A 16486-nucleotide genomic window follows, 5' to 3' on the forward strand; every position below is an offset into this window, starting at 1 on the left:
AGACCCCGTTCACCAGGATCACGACGACGATCGCGATGGCCAGCTGCGGCATGCCCGCCAGGTAGGCCAGCACGGAGGCACACCACAGCAGGATGGCAAAGAAGTGGGTCAGTTCGCCGAGCAGCCTCCGCCAGCCGGGGACGGTGCCGGACTCCGGCAGCCTGTTCGCCCCGAATTGGGTGAGCCTCCGGGCCGCCTCGGCGGAGCTCAGGCCTGAAATGCCCGGCAACGCCCCGGCGTCTGGTCCCCCGGGGGGANTGGCCGGGGCTACTTAGGCGCAACACCGCAGGCCGGCCCGGGTCAGGTAGCTCATGGACTGAGGGTGCGCCCCCGCGGGTGCGGGCCGTTAGGGCCAAAGGTCACGGCGCGGCGCCGGAGCCCTGCTCTGCCCCGCAGAGACGACCGGGATCCGGCATCGATAGGCAGCTGTGCGGCGCTCAGGGCGCGGGTTCGTATCCGATGAGCCAGTGAAGTCCGTGCCGGTCGATGACTTGCCCGTCCGAAGCGCCCCAGGGTTTCGAGGCGAGAGGGTCCACAACTCGACCGCCGACAGCGAGTTTGTCGAACCACTCATGGAGAACTGACGGTTCGGCAGTCCCCAGCAGGGAGAGCATGACACCTTCGAGCCGGACACTTTTCTGGCCTGCTGCTGTATCCGATCCCGCCATGGCAACCACGCCGTCGAGAACTCCGTGAGCTATGGCATCCGGGGGGCCGTCGCTGCGGCTGAACTCCTTGTAGGTGTACAAGGACAGCTCTCCGCCGAAAATGCCTGCGTAAAAGCCGAGTGCTTCACGCGCCGTGCCGGGGAAACTGACATATAGCTGTGGGGCCGTCATGTGCACAGCATACCGACACCGCCCACGCACAGGTCCTCAACACCACAGGCCACGTTGGCGCCAACTTCGCGGCCGCGGGCTGGTCGTCATTAGAACTTATGATCAGGACCTTAACCGGCCACAAGTTGCCAGCTACCAGCACGTGGGGGCCGCCGGGCATCGCGTCCGCGACTGACACCACGGAGCCGACTCCCGGTTCCCTCAGGGGTGCGCATGACCCTTCCGGGTTCTGCGCACCCCCCGTGTGCATCAATGTGATCCAAGACCGCGATGACGCCGTGGCCCGCGTTCGGTCCGCCTTAGTCAACCGCCGGTGGCCGGCGCCGTCCCAGCGTCCGCAGGTAGGCCCCGAAGCCGTGCGGTGCCCGGGCGTGGATCCGGCCCGAGGTCAGCACACGCATGCTGTCGGTCGCCGTCACGGTGAAGGCGCGGCTCCGGAGGCTCTGCGCCAGGGTCCGGTCCTCGTGCGAGGACAGCTTCGGGAAGCCTCCGGCGGCCAGGTAGGCAGAGGCCCTGACCCCGAAGTTGGCTCCGTAGACGTGCGGGTGGCCCTCCTCGAAGGGGTGGCGTTCCAGCCACCGCCGGAGCAGTTCCGGGTCCATCCCGTCCGGGTCCGGTTCCACCGAGCCGAGTACGGCGTCGGCTCCCGCGTCGGCGAATTCCAGCTGCCGGATGAGCCAGTTTTCCGGCACCCGGGAGTCCGCGTCCGTGTTGGCCAGCCAGGTCCGGCCAGCCCACGGCGGGGGTGTCCACCGCTTGCCGGGCGGCCGGCGCCGGGCTGTCCCGATCCCGGCGGCCCGGATGCCGGCGCCCCGGCTGGCGCCGGTGTTGCGGAAGCTTACTTCGAGGGCGCTGAAGCGGGCGTCCGCTGCGGCGTACCGGGCGGCGATGCCCGCGGAGCCGTCGGTGCAGCTGTCCAGCACCACGCTCACCCTGACGTCCACGTCGGGCCGGACCCGGTGCAGGGCGTCGGCGGCGCGTTGCACTGCCAGCAGGGCCTGGCCGAGGTGCCCGTCCTCATTGTGGGCGGGGATCACGACGGCGATCCGGTCGATGCTGTGTCCGCGGGGCAGCGGCAGGGCATGGGCGGCCATGCCGCCTAGCCTTCCGGGCCCGGCACGGGCGCCGCTGCCGTGCCCGGAACCGATTCCCCGCCGGACTCCGGCGCGATCAGGACTTCCAGGAGAAAGTCGCGTTCCCGGTAGAGTCCGGCGTCGGCCCAACCGAGGTGGCGGCGGGCGGCGGCGTGGACGGAGTCGCCGTCGAGCTCCCAGCCGGAGATGGGGTGGCGCCAGTGGCACAGGGCCAGGGTGCCGCCGGGCAGAAGTGCGGCCTGGACGCGTGCGAACAGCTCAGCGAGCTCGCCGTGAGCGAGGTAGTAGCCGACCTCGGAGACCACGATCAGGTCGAAGCGGCCCTCCGGCCAGTCCTGCGGAACGGTGAGGTGGCGGGTCCGGGCTGCGGGCAGGTGCGCGAGGCGCCGGGCGGCATGGGCCAGGGCGGCGCTGCTCGCGTCGACGGCCGTGAAGCTGGCGCAGCGTTGCGCGAGTTCCACACTGAGCGTTCCGATCGAGCAGCCGATTTCAAGCCCTGCCGCGTAGTTCAGGTCCGGCAGGGCCGCGAGGGTGAGGGCACGTTTGCGGTGTTCATACCAGCTGGTGGTGTACTGCCAGGGGTCGTCGTTTCCGGTGTGGACCGCGTCGAAGACGCCCTCAGCGTCGGCGGCGGCGTAGGAGCCGCCGTTGCCGGCGGGAGCCGGACGCTGCCACGCGAACGTCTCGAACTGACGCTCAAAGTGCTCCAGGAACGCCGGCGGGAGCAGCACCTCGTCCCCGGGCTGGCCGGACAGGGGGCGGACCTGGGTGGTGTGGGAGTCCATCGCCGCGGCCTTCGCCTGCTGTTCGGCGGGGTCCAGCGGCAGGCGGAGCCAGGACTGCCAGGCCTGGTCCGTGGCGTCCGCCCAGAGCCAGTACCAGATGGGGTACTCCAGCAGCCCGTGGCCGGCGGCGCCGGCGGCCTCGGCCGCGGCAGAGCCCAGGGCCTCGTGGTCGGTGTGGCCGTCGTGCCGGTACGGGGCCACGAGGGTGATGCGTTCCGCGGGCAGCCCCGTGGCGGCAGCCTCAGCGATGGCCCGCTGCAGCGCCGCCTTCACCTCCGCCCGGTGACCGGCGAGCCTGCCGTCGGGCAGGGCGAGGAACCGCCACTCCGGGTCCGGCAGCAGGTGCGCCAGCGCGCCGCCGAATTCCTCGAGCCGCACGGCGGCGAGCTGTTCCGGCGTCGTGGTGGGTGAGTCCGGGTGGGAGGCCTCCCCCGCCGTGCACAGCAGCACCGTGACGCGCGCGCCGAGCCCCCGCAGCCGGGCCATCAGGCCGCCGGCACCCAGGGATTCGTCGTCCGGGTGCGCGGCCAGGACGATGAACGCCTGCCCGGCGAGCTCCCCTGCGTCCAGCGGCAGCTCCGGGAGGGCTGCGAGTCCGCTGGCGGTCCAGGCGTCCTCGCCGGTTCCGGCGTCCTGATGGGTGAAGCTCACCACGGGTGGTCCCCCTTGAGCGTGAGGGCACCAAGCTGGGCGTCGTCGCGCATGGCGTGGTGCTGGCGGATGTAGAGCGAGAGGTCGGCCATGCGCTTTCCGTAGACCTCGTCGAAGGCGAGCGGTCCGGGCCCAAGGTTCTGGCTGACCAGCGCCTGGATGCGTTCGACGGCGGTGGCGACGTGGCCGCGGACGCGGAGCGCCTCGCACCACGCGCCGGTGTCCGTAAGTTCCCCGGCATCGATCCGTCCGGCGGTCCGGGCGAGGTAGCCGGTCAGGGCGGTGAGCGTGCGGTCGGTCTCCCCGAGGTGGGCGAGTGCGAGCTGGTCCGGTGCGCGGCCGCCGTCAGCCGCCTGGAGCAGGGACTCCCTGAAGCCGCGGGCCACCGCGACGGCGCCGCCCAGCCAGCAGGCCGCCACGCCCATGCCGCCCCAGGCGAAGCCGGGCCGGCGGTAATACCAGCCGGCACCGCCCAGCGGCACGGCCGGGACGGCGTCGAAGTGCACGGTACCGCTGGGGATTTCCCGGAGTCCCCGGCTGGTCCATTGCGGATCCTCGAAGCTGACGCCCCGGGCGTGGAGGTCGACGGCGAAGGCCGCCCGGCCGCCGTCGTCCAGCTGGGCAGTTACGACGGCGTGGTCCAGCTGGGCGGCCAGGGAACACCAGGGTTTGGCGCCGTGCAGCTGGAAATTGCCATCCGCAGGCTTCGCCTCCAGCCGCAACCCGGGGGCTTCGGCGGCAAACACACCCCAGGCTCCGTCGGAGTCCCCGCCGTCCCGGTCCGGACAGTCCCCGCCATCCACCGCCGGCTGGCCTGCGGCCTGGGCGAGGATCGCCGAGGCGTCCAGATGGGGTTCAATGGCCCGTCCGGCGGCGACGTCCACGGCCGTGACGGAAGCCAGGATCTCCCACAGGAACGCGGTCCGGCCCCCGCCGGGCAGCGGGGCAGCTGCTGCTGCGGCTTTGGCCAGCTCCAGCAACGCCGGGACGTCGCCGACGGCGGACCGGGCCGCCTCCAGCAGGGGGGTGAGGCCGGCCAGCTGCTCCGGCGCAGAACTGATCCTCACGGCGACGGGCCGCTGGGAATCGGGAGTCCGGTTCATTTCGGTGGCCTGTTACCTTTCACGTGCGTCTGGTGCCCCGGCGTCCATGCCGGCCCGGCTACTGGTCAGCAAATTCGGTCAGTTCAGTAAGTTCAGGCTGCTCAGTAAATCTAAGCACACTGAGCACTTTGGGAATTCCCCTGTCTCCGGCCCCGCTCGACCGCCGCTACAGCACCCGCGCCAGGGCGAAGCCGTCCCAGCCTTTGGAGCCCACGGTCTGGATGACAGTGCCGTCCAGCCGCGGGTCTTCGCCCAGCATGTGCAGGGCACTGATGATGCCCGGGGCGTTGACGGCGTCCATCGCGGGTTCGAGCACGGCGCCTTCCCAGACCACGTTGTCCATCACGATGGCGGTGCCGGGCCGGCCGAGTCGGACGGCCCAGTCGAGGTAGCGCGGGTTGTTTTCCTTGTCCGCGTCGATGAAGACGAAATCGAAGGGCCCGGCGCCCTCGTCGGCGAGCGCCTGCAGCGTCTGAAGTGCCGCCCCGACCCGGATCTCCACGAGGTGGCCCAGCCCGGCGGCGTCCACGTTGGTGCGGGCCACGTTGGCGTGTTTGGGGAGGTATTCGCACGTGAGCAGCCGGCCGCCGTCGGGCAGCCCCTGGGCCATCCAGATGGTGCTGAAGCCGGCCAGCGTCCCGATCTCCAGGACCCGGCGGGCGCCGGAGAGCTGGACCAGCAGTTTGAGCAGCTTGCCGGCGGTGGGGGCGACTTCGATGGGCGGCAGGCCTGCCTCGAGGGCGGAGGTGACCGCGCGCTTCAGGGAGTCGTCCGGACGGACCACAAGCTCGGACAGGAAGTCCTCGACGGCGATCCAGCGGGCGGTGGGCTGATGTTCGAACATCACCTCAGTCTTCCAGCTGGCCCGTTCCCGCGGTAGACCGTCGCGGGGCTGGGTCCGGCCGGACATCCGGCCCGCGGCACTGCCGGCTAGTCGCCGAGCGCGTGCTCCAGGCGGTCCAGTTTTCCGGTCAGCTCGCCCGTGAAGCCCGGCCGGATGTCCGCCTTGATCACGAGGGAGACCCTGCTGCCGTAGCGGCCCACGGCCTCGGTGGCCCGCTTTACGACGTCGAAGACTTCATCCCACTCGCCCTCGATCGTGGTGAACATCGAGTCGGTGTGGTTCGGCAGGCCGGACTCCCGGACGATCCGCACCGCTTCGGCGACGGCGTCGTGGACGGACGCCTCGTCCGCCGGGACGGCCGCGGAACCGGCGGGCGAGTCATCGGCCGTGCGTGCTGGACGGCCTGAGGGTGCGACAGAGAATGCAAGCAACATGGCACCAGTCTTTCACGTGCGAAAGCCTCGACGGCCCGAACGGAGCCAGGAAATGCCCCGCTCCGGGACCGGGCCACGCCCCGGAGCGGCGACCGGCCCCGTCACATTAATCAATACCCGGAAGTAACCTCCCCGCCCGGGCCTTGCGTTGCTAACCTGAGCAAATGAACCGGGTAGCAGACCGCAGGCCGCTCCGCGCCGATGCCGCGCGGAATGTCGACAAGATCATTACCGCCGCCCGCCAGTGCTTCCGGGAGCACGGCCCCGAGGTGCCGCTGCAGACCATCGCCGTGACGGCCGGCGTCGGTCCGGCCACGCTTTTCAGGAACTTCGCCGACAAGGAAGAGCTGGTCCTCGCAGCCCTGCACCGCCAGCTCGGCCTGCTGGTCGACCCGGTCATCGAGGAGGCCCTCGCCGGGCCGGACGCCGCGGACGGGCTCTTCCGCGTCATTGACGCGCTGATGGGCGTCGCCAGCGAAGAGGCCAATCTGCTGGGAGCCGTCGCCGGCCGGCGCGGACTCCTCACCGGGATCACGGGCGACCTGATCGAATCCGTGGCCGTGCTCCTGGGCCGCGGGCAGGGCCAGGGATCCCTGCGCAGCGACATTTCGATGACGGACCTGATCCGCCTGCTGGCCATGCTGATCGGTGTTGTGGACACGATGGAAGCCGGTTCGGATGCCTGGCGCCGTCCTGTTGCCCTGGTCGAGGACGCCATCCGCACGGAGCGCCCGAACCGGCCGCTGCCGCCGCAGGCGCCGCTGCCGGGCACGGCGTTCGACTCCTTCCTCGGCTAGTACCGGTGTCATGGGAAACCGTGGCGGGCGCCGTGGGCGGCGTGCTGTTGGTTTACGCCGTCCTGCTGGCCCTCCTGTGGGGTTATGCGCGCCGGCATCCGGAAACGGTCGCGATGAAGGACGCGCTGCGGCTGCTGCCGGACCTGCTGCGGCTCCTGCGCCGGCTGCTCGCTGACAGGTCCCTGGGCGCCGGGGTGCGGATTCGGCTGGCACTGCTCCTGGCCTACCTGCTCTCGCCGATCGATGTTGTGCCGGACTTCGTGCCCGTGATCGGCTACGCGGACGACGTGATCATTGTGGCCCTCGTGCTGCGCTCGGTGATCGCACGGGCGGGCGAGGCCGCGGTGTGCCAGCACTGGCCCGGGACCCCCGACGGGCTGCTGCTCATCCTCAGGCTCGCCGGACTCGGGGCCCCGCGGTAGGCGTTTAGGCGCTGAAGGCCGTTCCGGCGGGACCGCCGTCGAACCTGCGGAGGATCTCCTCGGCAATGACCCGGAGCTTGACGTTCCTGGTGTTGGAGACCTTGGCCAGCAGCTCGAACGCCTCGGTCTGCGAGCAGCGGCTCTGTGCCATGAGGATACCGGTGGCCAGGTTGATTACGGTGCGCGAGCGCATGGCCTGCAGCAGGTCCCGGTTCAGGCCTTTGGCGGCGTCCAACCGGACAGCCAGGCGCAGCACCTTGGCGGCGCGGACCGCGAGCGCCCCGCAGGCTGCCACGGCGCCGTCGTCGAACGCCTCGGGGGACGTCGAGGAGAGGGTCAGGATGGCCGTTGCGTCCCGGTCCGCCAGCAGCGTTATCACGAGAATACTGCGGTTCCCGCGCTGGGCGGCGGCCCGCTGGTAGCGCCTCCACCGGGGATCCATCGTGGTGTCCGGGACCAGCACCGCCAGTCCGGTCTCCCGGGCCTCCAGCCCCGGGCCCTCCGCCACACCGTCCTGCAGGGTGTCCAGTGCCAGCGCCTCCCGGCTACTGCCGGCCAGGACCGTCCGCTGGCGGCGCCGGGCCAGCCGGACCGAGCACAGCACCGGGCGGCCCGTTTCGGCTGCGGCGAACTCGGCGGCCAGCGCGGACAGTTGCCGGAGGAATTCCTCCAGCGCCTCGTTGTCGAGCAGGATGTCCTGCAGTCGCTCCGAGAGCCGGGCCCGGAGCATCAATCCTCCGCCGGCTTCTCTTTGGCCGCCTGCAGGTGGTGCTGCAGCTTCTCCTCAGCCTCCCGCCGGCGCCGGGCCGTCTCCCGCAGTTCCCGGGTGGACTCGGCACCCGGCGGAACGAACGGCTCGTGCTGCTTGGAATGCTGGCCCTTGCCGGGCGCAGGGGTATCCGGATCCTCGTTGTCGCTCATATCCGAATGCTCCCACGGGGCCCTGGCGGCAAATAGGGACTAAAGACCGTTACGGAGCGGTACGCCGGGAGGTGCCGGAGCTGCTAGCCCCAGCCCAGCAGCCTGAGTCCGGCTGCCGCGCCGGCCCCGGCGAGGACGACCACCAGGAACGGTGCCCGGAGCAGCAATGCGATGCCGGCCGCGGCCAGTGCCCCCAGCCGGGCGTCCAGCACCAGCGTCTGGCCGGAGGCCACGGTGTTCACGATCGTCAGGGACGCCAGCAGCCCGATGGTCATGGTCCCGGCGATCCGGGACATCCGGGGGTCACGCAGCACGCTGGCCGGGACCAGATAGCCCAGCAGTTTCCAGGCGTAGGCCAGCAGGCAGGAGAGCAGCAGCCACATCCACAGGCTCATGCGGCGTCTCCAGAGGGACGCCCGTGCGGGTGTTCGGCGTAGGGGTCCACGTCCGGTTCCAGCCCTTCGTCGCGGCGGCCATGGCTGAACCAGCCGATGGCTGCGGCCACAACCGCGGCCACCAGGATCGGCACCCCGGCGGGCACAAACGGCACGGCCAGCACGGTGGCCAGGGCGCAGACGACGGCGATCGCCACCGGCTCCCGGCCTTTGAGCCGTGGCCAGAGCAGGCCCAAAAACGCCGCGACGGCGGCACCGTCCAGTCCCCACTGCTTGGGATCCCCCAGCGACGCTCCGGCCAGCGCGCCCACGGCGGTGAACAGGTTCCAGAGGACGAAGATGCCCAGCCCCGCGGTCCAGAAGCCCCGCTTCTGTTCGAGCGGGTCAGTCTGTCCCGTGCTCGTGGCGGTCGATTCGTCGATGGTGACGTGGGCGGCGGCGAACCGCAGCCAGCCGCGCGGCCGCAGCAGTGCGTTGATCTGCATGCCGTAGATCCCGTTGCGCATGCCCAGCAGGGTGGCCGCACCCATCGCGGCGACGCCGGAGCCGCCCCCGGCCACCACCCCGATGAAGGCGAACTGCGAGCCGCCGCTGAACAGCAGCAGGCTCAACGCCATGGTCTGCCAGAAGTCGAGCCCGGAGGTGACAGACAGCGCGCCGAAAGACACGCCATAGAGGCCGGTAGCGATGCTGATGGACAGCCCGACGCGGACGGCCGGGGACTGCAGGAGCCTCACCGCCGGGCCAGGTTCCGCAGACTCCAGGCCCATGCGATCAGCGGCGCCTGCAGCGGCAGCCGCAGGGTGTGCGCGCGGCGCTGCCCGGGCGTCCCGTCCGGGCCATACGCCTTGCGCAGCGCGTCGAGGTGTCCGGCGAGGAAGGCGGTGAACATGGCCGCGACGCAGCCGGCGGCGGCACGGCGGGTCGCCGGGATCAGGAGACCGACGGCGGTGCCCGCCTCAAGCAGGCCGCTGAGCGCCACCCATTCCACCCGGGACAGCACGGCGAGGGGGCCGTTGGCGCGATCGCCGGTGTCGTCGCGGCAGAGGAAGTCCGGGACCACCGGGGCGAAGAAACCGGGATCGTCGAAGTGCTTCGCGGCGCTGGCCAGCAGCAGGGCGCTCATCCCCGCGGCGGAGAGCGTCTGGGTGTCCCGGCCGGACCAGCGAGAAGGCATGGAACAACTCAATCACAGCCACGGAGCCCCTGCTAACCGCGGCTGCCGCGCGAAAGACGGGACTTTCCGCAGGGGTGCCTGTCCGTCCTGGACGGACTGGATTTCGAGGTGGCGGCCGGCGAGGTGCACGGTTTCCTCGGCCCCAACGGATCCGGCAAGTCCACGACCCTGCGGCTCCTGCTCGGGCTCCTGCGCTCCACTGCGGGGTCCATCCGGGTGCTGGGACTGGACCCCTGGCGCGAGGTGGCGACCCTGCACCGGCGGCTTGCGTATGTTCCGGGGGACGTGGCCCTCTGGCCGAACCTGACCGGCGGCGAAGTGATTGACCTGCTGGGCCGGTTGCAGGGCGGCCAGGACCGGGCGCGCCGCGGGCGGCTCCTGGAACTGTTCGAGCTGGACCCCACAAAGAAGTCGCGCACCTACTCCAAGGGAAACCGGCAGAAAGTGGCCCTCGTAGCTGCCCTATCCACGGACGCCGAGCTGTTCCTGCTGGACGAGCCGACGAGCGGCCTGGACCCGTTGATGGAGGACGCGTTCCGCGGCTGCGTCCGGGAACTGCGCGCGCAGGGGCGCACCGTGGTGCTGAGCAGCCATATCCTCAGCGAGGCCGAGGCGCTCTCCGACCGGGTCAGCATTATCCGCGCCGGGAAGGTGGTGGAGACCGGACCGCTGGAGCAGCTGCGGCACCTGACCCGCACCTCGGTCAGCGCCGACGTCGCCACCGTGCCTCCCGGGCTCGAGCTCCTGCCCGGCGTCCACGACGTCGTCGTGACGAACCACCGGGTCAGCGCGCAGGTCGAGCCTGGCGGGCTGACCCACCTGATGCAGGCCCTGACGACGGCGGGACTGAAGTCCCTCACGAGCCAGCCGCCGACGCTGGAGGACCTGTTCCTGCGCCACTACGGCGACATCGCCGCCGGGGTTCCGGCCGCGGCCATCGGCACCGCGCCCGGCGGTCCCGGCTCCCCGGGGCGGGGCGGACGGCAGGCCGGCGATGCCTGAGACCCTGGCCGGAACGGGCGTCCTGCTCCGGCTCGGACTGCGGCGGGACCGCTGGCTGCTTCCGGTCTGGATCCTCGGCTTTGCCCTGATCGCCTATTCGACGGCGCTGGCCGGAGCCGAACTCTACCCGGATACGGCGAGCCGGGTCGAGGCCTCCACCGTGCTGAACGCTACTGCCTCGATGGTGGCCCTGTTCGGACGGATCTACGATCCGGCCTCCATCGGTGCGCTCTCGCTGATCAAATACACCGCGTTCATGACCGCCATCCTCGCCGTCCTCATGGTCGTCCTCACCATCCGGCACACCCGCAGCGACGAGGAGACCGGACGCCTGGAGCTGCTCGGCGGCGGAAGGCTGGGCCGTGACGCCCCGCTGGCGGCAGCGCTCACCATCAGCCTCGGCGCCAACGTGGTCCTCGGTGTGCTTTCGGCGGCCGCACTGGCGGCCGGCGGGCTGCCGGCCCTCGGCTCCCTCGCCTTCGGGCTGGGCTGGGCTGCCACGGGGATGGCATTCAGTGCCGTGGCGGGACTGGCGGCCCAGCTGACCGCCAGCGCCCGGGCCGCGACCGGGTTAAGCATCAGCTTCGTGGCCGTCACCTACGCGCTCCGCGCCGTCGGGGACCTGGCCGAACCCGGCCCCTCGGTGCTTTCCTGGCTCTCGCCCATCGGCTGGAACCAGCAGGTCCGGGCGTTCGCCGGGGACCGCTGGTGGGTGCTGGCGCTCCCGGTCAGCCTCTGCCTCGTGCTGGTCCCGGCAGCGTTTGCGCTTCGGGCCCGACGCGATCTTGGCGCCGGGCTCCGCGCCGGGCGCCCCGGGCCGGCGGTCGGTTCCCTCGCCGGCGTCTGGGACCTGGCCGTGCGGCTGCAGTACCGGGTGCTGCTGGCCTGGGCCGTGGCGTTCGTCCTTTTCGGCGTCGTGATCGGATCCCTGGCCAGCAATGTGGGAGAGCTGCTGAGCTCGCCAAACGCGCAGGACCTGATCAAGCTGATGGGCGGCCGGCAGGCTCTGACGGAGGCCTTCCTGGCCGCGGAGATCAGCATCATGGGGGTGCTGGCGGCCGCTTATGGGGTGTCGTCCGCGAACCACCTGCGCAGCGAGGAGGCTGCGGGCCACACCGAAGCCCTGCTGGGGACGGCGACCACCCGGGTCCGCTGGGCGAGCAGCCACTTCGTCTTTGCCCTGGCCGGGGTCGCCGTGCTGCTGCTGCTGGCGGGGGCATCGATCGGGGCGGGCGCCGCTTTTGCCGTCAACGACCCCGGCGTCGCAGGCCGCAGCACCGCGGCCGCCCTCGCGCAGGTACCCGCCGCCTGGGTCGTCACCAGCGTGGCGCTGGCGGTGTTCGGCTGGGCGCCGCGGCTGGCCGGGGGAACCTGGGGTCTCCTGCTGGCCCTCGTCGCGCTGGGTGAATTCGGGGTGCTGTGGAACGCCCCCGAGTGGCTGATGGACCTTTCCCCGTTCCGGCACTCCCCGCTGCTCCCGGTAGGCTCCGGTGACCTGCCGGCGCTTGTGGTCCTCACCATGGCCGCGGCGGGCCTCGCAGCGCTGGGCTATTCCGGCTGGCGCCGCCGCGATCTCGCAGCCTAAGCGTAAATTCCCCTGGCAGTGCGGCCGCCGGCTTAGCGCCTCGTCTGGGTGCCGGCCGACAGCTGGGAGAGGACCTGGGCGGGCCGGTTCGTGGTGATCTCGTGGATCCCCAGCTCCTGGCAGAGTGCGACGTCGCCTTCCGAATCCACGGTCCACACCCGGAAGCGGCGGCCCGAGTTCAGCCAGCGCCGGATGGTCCGGGAATGCCCGCGGACGTAGTCGATGCCCGGTCCGGCCAGCCCGGTCTCGCAGTCGTCCAGGATCCGCTCGGCCTCGGTTTGGGCCGCCTTCATCAGGTTCGCGAGCGCCCCGCCGGTTATCGCCCCGAGGCCAAGCTCCTCGCGGATCTCCAGGACGTCGACGTCGTCAACGAGCTGGCATACGGCGGCGGACGGGACTGATTTCAGCAGGTGCTTCACCGAATCCGGGCTGAAGCTCATGAAGGACACCGTGATGCTGCCGAGCCGAGACGTGGCGGGGTCCCAGCCGCGGGACCGGAGGACCTCTAGGACCCGGTCCTCCAGCTTGAGCTGGAAGGGGCTGGGGTGCTTGAGCTCAATGGCCAGGCCGATCTCCCGGCCCGCGGCCTGCAGCAGGACCAGCAGCTCCGGAAGCGTCAGCAGCTGGGTGGACCTGGCACCGTATTCGTCCGGGATCCTGACGCCCTTCCAGGAGGAAAAGTCCAGCTGCCGGAGCTCGTTGAGGGTCCGGTCCGCAACCGGTCCGGTCCCGTCGGAGGTGCGGTCCAGGTTGGCGTCGTGCAGGAGCACCGCGTGCTGGTCCCGGGTGAGGTGGATGTCGCACTCGACGCCGTCGGCGCCGTCGGCGATGGCCTGCAGGTAGGCGGCCCGGGTGTGCTCGGCGAACGCGCCGCTTGAACCGCGGTGGGCGTAGACCAGCGGACGGGCTGCGGTGGACTGGTCAGTCGTCATGCTGCCACGTTAGCCGACAGCCGCTGCCCAAGCGGGGCTAGGCTGGGCACATGCAGGTGAATACTGAGCCAAGTACCCGTCCGGAAGGCCACAGCGACGCCGGAGCCGCCGCGGCCGGCGGTGCCTCCCGCCGCCACACCGTGTCCGCCGGCGACGCCGAGAAGGCCTCCGCGTTGCGGAAGATGAAGCTGCTGGCGCTCTCGCTGCTGGTCCTGATGGCGATCATCTTTGTGGTCGCCTTCGCCCTGCAGAAGCAGTACCCCTGGCTGGAATACGTCCGGGCCGCGGCCGAAGGCGGCATGGTCGGCGCCCTCGCGGACTGGTTCGCGGTGACGGCGCTGTTCAAGTACCCGATGGGCCTCAAAATCCCGCACACCGCCATCATTCCGCAGCGCAAGGACCAGATCGGCGCCTCGCTGGGCGAATTCGTGGAGACCAACTTCCTCTCCGAGCAGGTGGTCCAGGAAAAACTGGCCTCGGTCGACATTGCCCGGAAGGCCGGGGCCTGGCTCTCCGGGCCCGGCGGCGCCGAGCGCGTCGCCAAGGAAGGCGCCGCGGTCCTCCGCGGCGCCTTTACCGTGCTCAACGACGACGACGTCCAGGCCGTGATCGAGGGCATGGTCCGCCGGCATCTGCTCGCCCCGCCGTGGGGTCCGCCGGTGGGCCGGGTCGCCCAGCGGATCTTCGAGGACGGCCACCACCACGCCCTGGTGGACGTGCTCGTGGACCGCACGGTGGACTGGGTGCGGGACAACCAGGAAACAGTCAACCGGCTGGTCACCGACCGTTCCCCGACGTGGGTGCCGTCGTTCGTGGACGGGCTCGTGGGCGACAAGGTCTACGTGGAGATCCTGAAGTTCACCCGCGCCGTGCAGTCCGACCCCCGGCACCAGGTCCGCCTGTCGATCGACAAATACCTCAAGGACCTCGCACAGGACCTCCAGCATGATCCCGTGATGATCGCCCGGGCCGAAGGCATCAAGGCCCAGGTCCTGGGCGATCCCGAGATCCGGGAACTCGCCTCCCGCACCTGGGGGACCATCAAGGCCGCGCTGCTCTCCGCCGTCGACGATCCGCACAGCGAGCTGACCGTGCGGTTCAAAGCCGCCGTGCATGACTTCGGCACCCGGCTGGTGGTTGACCCCGAACTGGCCGGCAAGGTGAACAAGTGGATCGGGGACGCCGCGGGGTACCTCGTGAAGACGTACCGCTCGGACATCGCGGGCGTGATCACCGACACGGTGGCCCGCTGGGATGCCGAGGAGACCTCGCAGAAGATCGAACTCCAGATCGGCAAGGACCTGCAGTTCATCCGGATCAACGGCACCGTGGTGGGCGCGCTCGCCGGGCTCGCGATCTTCACCGTGGCGCATCTGGCCTTCGGCTGACACTCCTGGGCTCCCGCCTAGGCGGCGACCTTCGCCTTGGTCCGGCCCGGGACGGCGAAGATCGTGAAGACCAGCGCAGCAAGCGCCGTGAACACCAGCAGCAGCAGCCCGATCGAGTAGCTGTGCGTCGCGGGGTCGTAGGTCGCTCCCATGATCAGCGGCGGGAAGTAGCCGCCGAGGCCGCCGGCGGCGCTGACCACCCCGCTGATGCTGCCGACTTTCCCCGGCGGGGCGAGCACGCCCACCCAGGCGAAGACCCCGCCGGTCCCGAGTCCCAGCGCCGCCGCCATGGCGACGAAGGTCAGGCCGGCGGGGACCTCGCCGCCGGGCTGCAGGTTCACCACCCAGCCGAGGACCGCGACACCTGCCAGTGAGGTGATCACCACAGGCTTGGGCCCGAACTTGTCAGCGAGCACGCCGCCCACCGGCCGGGCCAGCACGGCCGCCAGCGCGAAGCCGGCGGTGCGGGCCCCGGCGCCGCTGGGGTCAAAGCTGTAGACGTCGCGGAGGTAGGTGGGCAGGTAGGTGGCGAAGGAGACGAAGCCGCCGAAGACCACGGCGTAGAGGAAGCACATCTTCCAGGTGATCGGGGTCCTCGCGGCGTCGACCAGCTTGGGCAGGACGGGGAGGTTGTTGCGGGTCCAGCCCGGGGCTTCCTTCATCAGGAACCAGACCAGGACCGCCATGACCGCGAGGATCCCGGCGATCAGCAGGTGCGTGGGGAAGTAACCGATCCCGGCGACCAGCCGCGGGTTCAGGAAGGCGGCCAGCGCCGTGCCGCCCATCCCGGCGCCGAAAACGCCGGTGGCGAAGCCGCGCCGGGAGGGCTCGTACCAGGCGCTCACGAAGGGGATCCCGACGGCGAAGACCGTTCCGGCGACGCCCAGCAACAGCCCCGCACCCAGCACCAGGGCGAAGGAACCGAGGAGCCCGCCGACAGCCACGAGCAGGATCGGCAGGATGGAGGCCAGCAGCACGAAGGTGAACATGGCCCGGCCGCCGTACCGGTCCGTCAGGGTGCCGACGACGATCCGGCCCAGCGCACCGACGAACACGGGCATGGCCACGAGCACGCCGGTGGCGGCCGGGGTGAGCTGGAGGGTCTGCGTGTAGAAGGCGCCGAGGGTGGCCACCGAGTTCCAGGCCCAGAAGCCGGCCACCGACGCCGAGGTGGCGAGCACGAGGTTCAGGGTCCGCCCGGCGGGGGCGGCCGACGGAAGGGGCTCGGATCCGGCCACTGGTGGTCCTCTCAGTTCGACATCGGTTGCGCGCCGGGCAGCGGCACGGTTCAGCGGTTCCGGGTGTCCCGGTCGCGGGTTCCAACGGCGGACCAGCCGCGGCGGGCCGCGACGTTGGACGCCCGCGACGCCGGGGCCCCCGCCTTGCTGCCGTCCCGGTCCCGGGAGCGGTAGACGATGTAGGGACGGAAAAGGTAGTGGAACGGGGCGGTAAAGGCATGGACCAGCCGGGTGAAGGGCCAGATCATGAACAGGGCCATGCCCACGAGGGTGTGCAGGTGGAAGGAGAACGGCGCGGCCGCCATGGCCGCCAGGTCCGGCTGGAGGACAAACAGGGAGCGGAACCACGGGGCCACCGTCTCGCGGTAGTTGTGGCCGTGCCCGCCCTCGAAGACACTGGCCAGGGTGGTCCACAGGCCGAACACGATGGCGGCGGTCAGCACCACGTACATGGTCTTGTCGTTCCTGGTGGTGGCCATAAAGACCGGCCCCGTGGTGCGGCGGCGGTAGATCAGCAGCAGAATCCCGCCCAGGGTCCCCACCCCCGCGATGCCGCCCACAAACAGGGCGTTGAAGTGGTAAAAGTCCTGGCTCATTCCCACCGCCTGGGTCCACGCCATCGGGATGACCAGGCCAAAGAAGTGGCCGGCGATCACGGCGAGCAGGCCGAAGTGGAACAAGGGTGAGGCGATCCGCAGCAGCCGCGATTCGTAGAGCTGGGAGGACCTGGTGGTCCAGCCGAACTGGTCATACCTGTAGCGCCAGATCAGGCCGCCCACCAGCACGACGACCATGATGTAGGGCAGGACGCCCCAGAGCACGATGTCCAGGGCGGAGAGTTCGACGGCGGATCGGGGCTCGGTTTCGGACACCAGCATT

General features: G+C 70.7%; 20 protein-coding genes. 5 read left to right on the forward strand and 15 right to left on the reverse strand.

Features of this window, described 5'->3' with window-relative positions:
- The 7 genes from ACZYZ3_RS07565 to ACZYZ3_RS07595 form a co-directional block, all read right to left on the reverse strand.
- Positions 1 to 229 (reverse strand): cation-transporting P-type ATPase (locus tag ACZYZ3_RS07565; RefSeq protein WP_463963214.1); only part of this gene is annotated, 229 nt, incomplete at its 3' end.
- Positions 230 to 437: 208 nt separating this feature from the next.
- Positions 438 to 839, reverse strand: a complete 402-nt coding sequence (locus ACZYZ3_RS07570) for a VOC family protein (RefSeq protein WP_463963215.1) — start codon at positions 837 to 839, stop codon at positions 438 to 440.
- 299 nt (positions 840 to 1138) lie between these two features.
- Positions 1139 to 1933, reverse strand: coding sequence for a glycosyltransferase family 2 protein (locus tag ACZYZ3_RS07575; RefSeq protein WP_463963216.1), 795 nt, complete (start codon positions 1931 to 1933; stop codon positions 1139 to 1141).
- A 5-nt stretch (positions 1934 to 1938) separates the two neighbouring features.
- The gene (locus ACZYZ3_RS07580; RefSeq protein ID WP_463963217.1) at positions 1939 to 3372 is read right to left on the reverse strand and encodes a PIG-L family deacetylase; all 1434 of its coding nucleotides are present in this window, start codon (positions 3370 to 3372) and stop codon (positions 1939 to 1941) included.
- Positions 3366 to 4472, reverse strand: a complete 1107-nt coding sequence (locus tag ACZYZ3_RS07585; RefSeq protein ID WP_463963218.1) for an acyl-CoA dehydrogenase family protein — start codon at positions 4470 to 4472, stop codon at positions 3366 to 3368. The genes ACZYZ3_RS07580 and ACZYZ3_RS07585 overlap by 7 nt, the downstream gene beginning before the upstream one ends.
- A gap of 166 nt (positions 4473 to 4638) precedes the next feature.
- Entirely contained in the window at positions 4639 to 5316 is a 678-nt protein-coding gene (locus tag ACZYZ3_RS07590; RefSeq protein ID WP_463963219.1) for an O-methyltransferase, read from the reverse strand.
- Between the two features lie 86 nt (positions 5317 to 5402).
- Entirely contained in the window at positions 5403 to 5750 is a 348-nt protein-coding gene (locus ACZYZ3_RS07595; protein ID WP_463963220.1) for a thiamine-binding protein, read from the reverse strand.
- A gap of 164 nt (positions 5751 to 5914) precedes the next feature.
- Between ACZYZ3_RS07595 and ACZYZ3_RS07600 the strand changes: the two genes are divergently transcribed.
- Together ACZYZ3_RS07600 and ACZYZ3_RS07605 are read left to right on the forward strand one after the other, a co-directional pair.
- Positions 5915 to 6547 carry a TetR/AcrR family transcriptional regulator gene (locus ACZYZ3_RS07600; protein ID WP_463963221.1) on the forward strand — a complete coding sequence of 211 codons (633 nt, stop codon included), beginning with the start codon at positions 5915 to 5917 and terminating at the stop codon, positions 6545 to 6547.
- A gap of 5 nt (positions 6548 to 6552) precedes the next feature.
- Entirely contained in the window at positions 6553 to 6969 is a 417-nt protein-coding gene (locus ACZYZ3_RS07605) for a YkvA family protein (protein ID WP_463963222.1), read from the forward strand.
- A gap of 4 nt (positions 6970 to 6973) precedes the next feature.
- Here the strand turns inward: ACZYZ3_RS07605 and ACZYZ3_RS07610 are convergent, their stop codons facing one another.
- The 5 genes from ACZYZ3_RS07610 to ACZYZ3_RS07630 all read right to left on the reverse strand — a co-directional run bounded on the left by ACZYZ3_RS07610 (position 6974) and on the right by ACZYZ3_RS07630 (position 9462).
- Positions 6974 to 7699 carry a GAF and ANTAR domain-containing protein gene (locus ACZYZ3_RS07610; RefSeq protein WP_463963223.1) on the reverse strand — a complete coding sequence of 242 codons (726 nt, stop codon included), beginning with the start codon at positions 7697 to 7699 and terminating at the stop codon, positions 6974 to 6976.
- Positions 7699 to 7890 carry a hypothetical protein gene (locus tag ACZYZ3_RS07615; protein WP_463963224.1) on the reverse strand — a complete coding sequence of 64 codons (192 nt, stop codon included), beginning with the start codon at positions 7888 to 7890 and terminating at the stop codon, positions 7699 to 7701. Before ACZYZ3_RS07615 ends, ACZYZ3_RS07610 begins: the two co-directional genes overlap by 1 nt.
- Before the next feature lie 83 nt (positions 7891 to 7973).
- Positions 7974 to 8285, reverse strand: a complete 312-nt coding sequence (locus ACZYZ3_RS07620) for an AzlD domain-containing protein (RefSeq protein ID WP_463963225.1) — start codon at positions 8283 to 8285, stop codon at positions 7974 to 7976.
- Entirely contained in the window at positions 8282 to 9055 is a 774-nt protein-coding gene (locus ACZYZ3_RS07625) for an AzlC family ABC transporter permease (protein ID WP_463963226.1), read from the reverse strand. Before ACZYZ3_RS07625 ends, ACZYZ3_RS07620 begins: the two co-directional genes overlap by 4 nt.
- A complete protein-coding gene (locus tag ACZYZ3_RS07630) occupies positions 9019 to 9462 on the reverse strand; it encodes a DoxX family protein (protein WP_463963227.1) in 444 nt (147 codons plus the stop codon). The genes ACZYZ3_RS07625 and ACZYZ3_RS07630 overlap by 37 nt, the downstream gene beginning before the upstream one ends.
- 42 nt (positions 9463 to 9504) lie before the next feature.
- Here ACZYZ3_RS07630 and ACZYZ3_RS07635 point away from each other — a divergent pair, with 42 nt between their 5' ends.
- Both ACZYZ3_RS07635 and ACZYZ3_RS07640 read left to right on the forward strand, forming a co-directional pair.
- The gene (locus tag ACZYZ3_RS07635) at positions 9505 to 10464 is read left to right on the forward strand and encodes an ABC transporter ATP-binding protein (RefSeq protein ID WP_463963415.1); all 960 of its coding nucleotides are present in this window, start codon (positions 9505 to 9507) and stop codon (positions 10462 to 10464) included.
- Positions 10457 to 12049, forward strand: coding sequence for an ABC transporter permease (locus ACZYZ3_RS07640; RefSeq protein ID WP_463963228.1), 1593 nt, complete (start codon positions 10457 to 10459; stop codon positions 12047 to 12049). The genes ACZYZ3_RS07635 and ACZYZ3_RS07640 overlap by 8 nt, the downstream gene beginning before the upstream one ends.
- Before the next feature lie 32 nt (positions 12050 to 12081).
- Here ACZYZ3_RS07640 and ACZYZ3_RS07645 read toward each other — a convergent pair whose 3' ends face one another.
- A complete protein-coding gene (locus ACZYZ3_RS07645; protein WP_463963229.1) occupies positions 12082 to 12981 on the reverse strand; it encodes a glycerophosphodiester phosphodiesterase in 900 nt (299 codons plus the stop codon).
- Between the two features lie 50 nt (positions 12982 to 13031).
- Between ACZYZ3_RS07645 and ACZYZ3_RS07650 the strand changes: the two genes are divergently transcribed.
- The gene (locus tag ACZYZ3_RS07650) at positions 13032 to 14369 is read left to right on the forward strand and encodes a DUF445 domain-containing protein (protein ID WP_463963230.1); all 1338 of its coding nucleotides are present in this window, start codon (positions 13032 to 13034) and stop codon (positions 14367 to 14369) included.
- 17 nt (positions 14370 to 14386) lie between these two features.
- Here ACZYZ3_RS07650 and ACZYZ3_RS07655 read toward each other — a convergent pair whose 3' ends face one another.
- Together ACZYZ3_RS07655 and narI are read right to left on the reverse strand one after the other, a co-directional pair.
- Entirely contained in the window at positions 14387 to 15607 is a 1221-nt protein-coding gene (locus tag ACZYZ3_RS07655) for an MFS transporter (RefSeq protein ID WP_463963231.1), read from the reverse strand.
- Between the two features lie 50 nt (positions 15608 to 15657).
- Complete coding sequence (narI, locus tag ACZYZ3_RS07660) at positions 15658 to 16485, reverse strand: respiratory nitrate reductase subunit gamma (protein ID WP_463963232.1); 828 nt, start codon at positions 16483 to 16485, stop codon at positions 15658 to 15660.
- Between the last annotated feature and the right edge of the window lies 1 nt (position 16486).

The organism is Pseudarthrobacter linnaei (genome assembly GCF_055412825.1).

Coding starts and splice junctions, on each gene's coding strand:
- ACZYZ3_RS07620 (WP_463963225.1), bottom strand. CDS start 8,285: ATGAGCCTGTGGATGTGGCTGCTGCTCTCCTGCCTGCTGGCCTACGCC.
- narI (WP_463963232.1), bottom strand. CDS start 16,485: ATGCTGGTGTCCGAAACCGAGCCCCGATCCGCCGTCGAACTCTCCGCC.
- ACZYZ3_RS07640 (WP_463963228.1), top strand. CDS start 10,457: ATGCCTGAGACCCTGGCCGGAACGGGCGTCCTGCTCCGGCTCGGACTG.
- ACZYZ3_RS07630 (WP_463963227.1), bottom strand. CDS start 9,462: ATGCCTTCTCGCTGGTCCGGCCGGGACACCCAGACGCTCTCCGCCGCG.
- ACZYZ3_RS07625 (WP_463963226.1), bottom strand. CDS start 9,055: ATGGGCCTGGAGTCTGCGGAACCTGGCCCGGCGGTGAGGCTCCTGCAG.
- ACZYZ3_RS07600 (WP_463963221.1), top strand. CDS start 5,915: ATGAACCGGGTAGCAGACCGCAGGCCGCTCCGCGCCGATGCCGCGCGG.
- ACZYZ3_RS07570 (WP_463963215.1), bottom strand. CDS start 839: ATGACGGCCCCACAGCTATATGTCAGTTTCCCCGGCACGGCGCGTGAA.
- ACZYZ3_RS07615 (WP_463963224.1), bottom strand. CDS start 7,890: ATGAGCGACAACGAGGATCCGGATACCCCTGCGCCCGGCAAGGGCCAG.
- ACZYZ3_RS07650 (WP_463963230.1), top strand. CDS start 13,032: ATGCAGGTGAATACTGAGCCAAGTACCCGTCCGGAAGGCCACAGCGAC.
- ACZYZ3_RS07575 (WP_463963216.1), bottom strand. CDS start 1,933: ATGGCCGCCCATGCCCTGCCGCTGCCCCGCGGACACAGCATCGACCGG.
- ACZYZ3_RS07595 (WP_463963220.1), bottom strand. CDS start 5,750: ATGTTGCTTGCATTCTCTGTCGCACCCTCAGGCCGTCCAGCACGCACG.
- ACZYZ3_RS07645 (WP_463963229.1), bottom strand. CDS start 12,981: ATGACGACTGACCAGTCCACCGCAGCCCGTCCGCTGGTCTACGCCCAC.
- ACZYZ3_RS07610 (WP_463963223.1), bottom strand. CDS start 7,699: ATGCTCCGGGCCCGGCTCTCGGAGCGACTGCAGGACATCCTGCTCGAC.
- ACZYZ3_RS07590 (WP_463963219.1), bottom strand. CDS start 5,316: ATGTTCGAACATCAGCCCACCGCCCGCTGGATCGCCGTCGAGGACTTC.
- ACZYZ3_RS07585 (WP_463963218.1), bottom strand. CDS start 4,472: ATGAACCGGACTCCCGATTCCCAGCGGCCCGTCGCCGTGAGGATCAGT.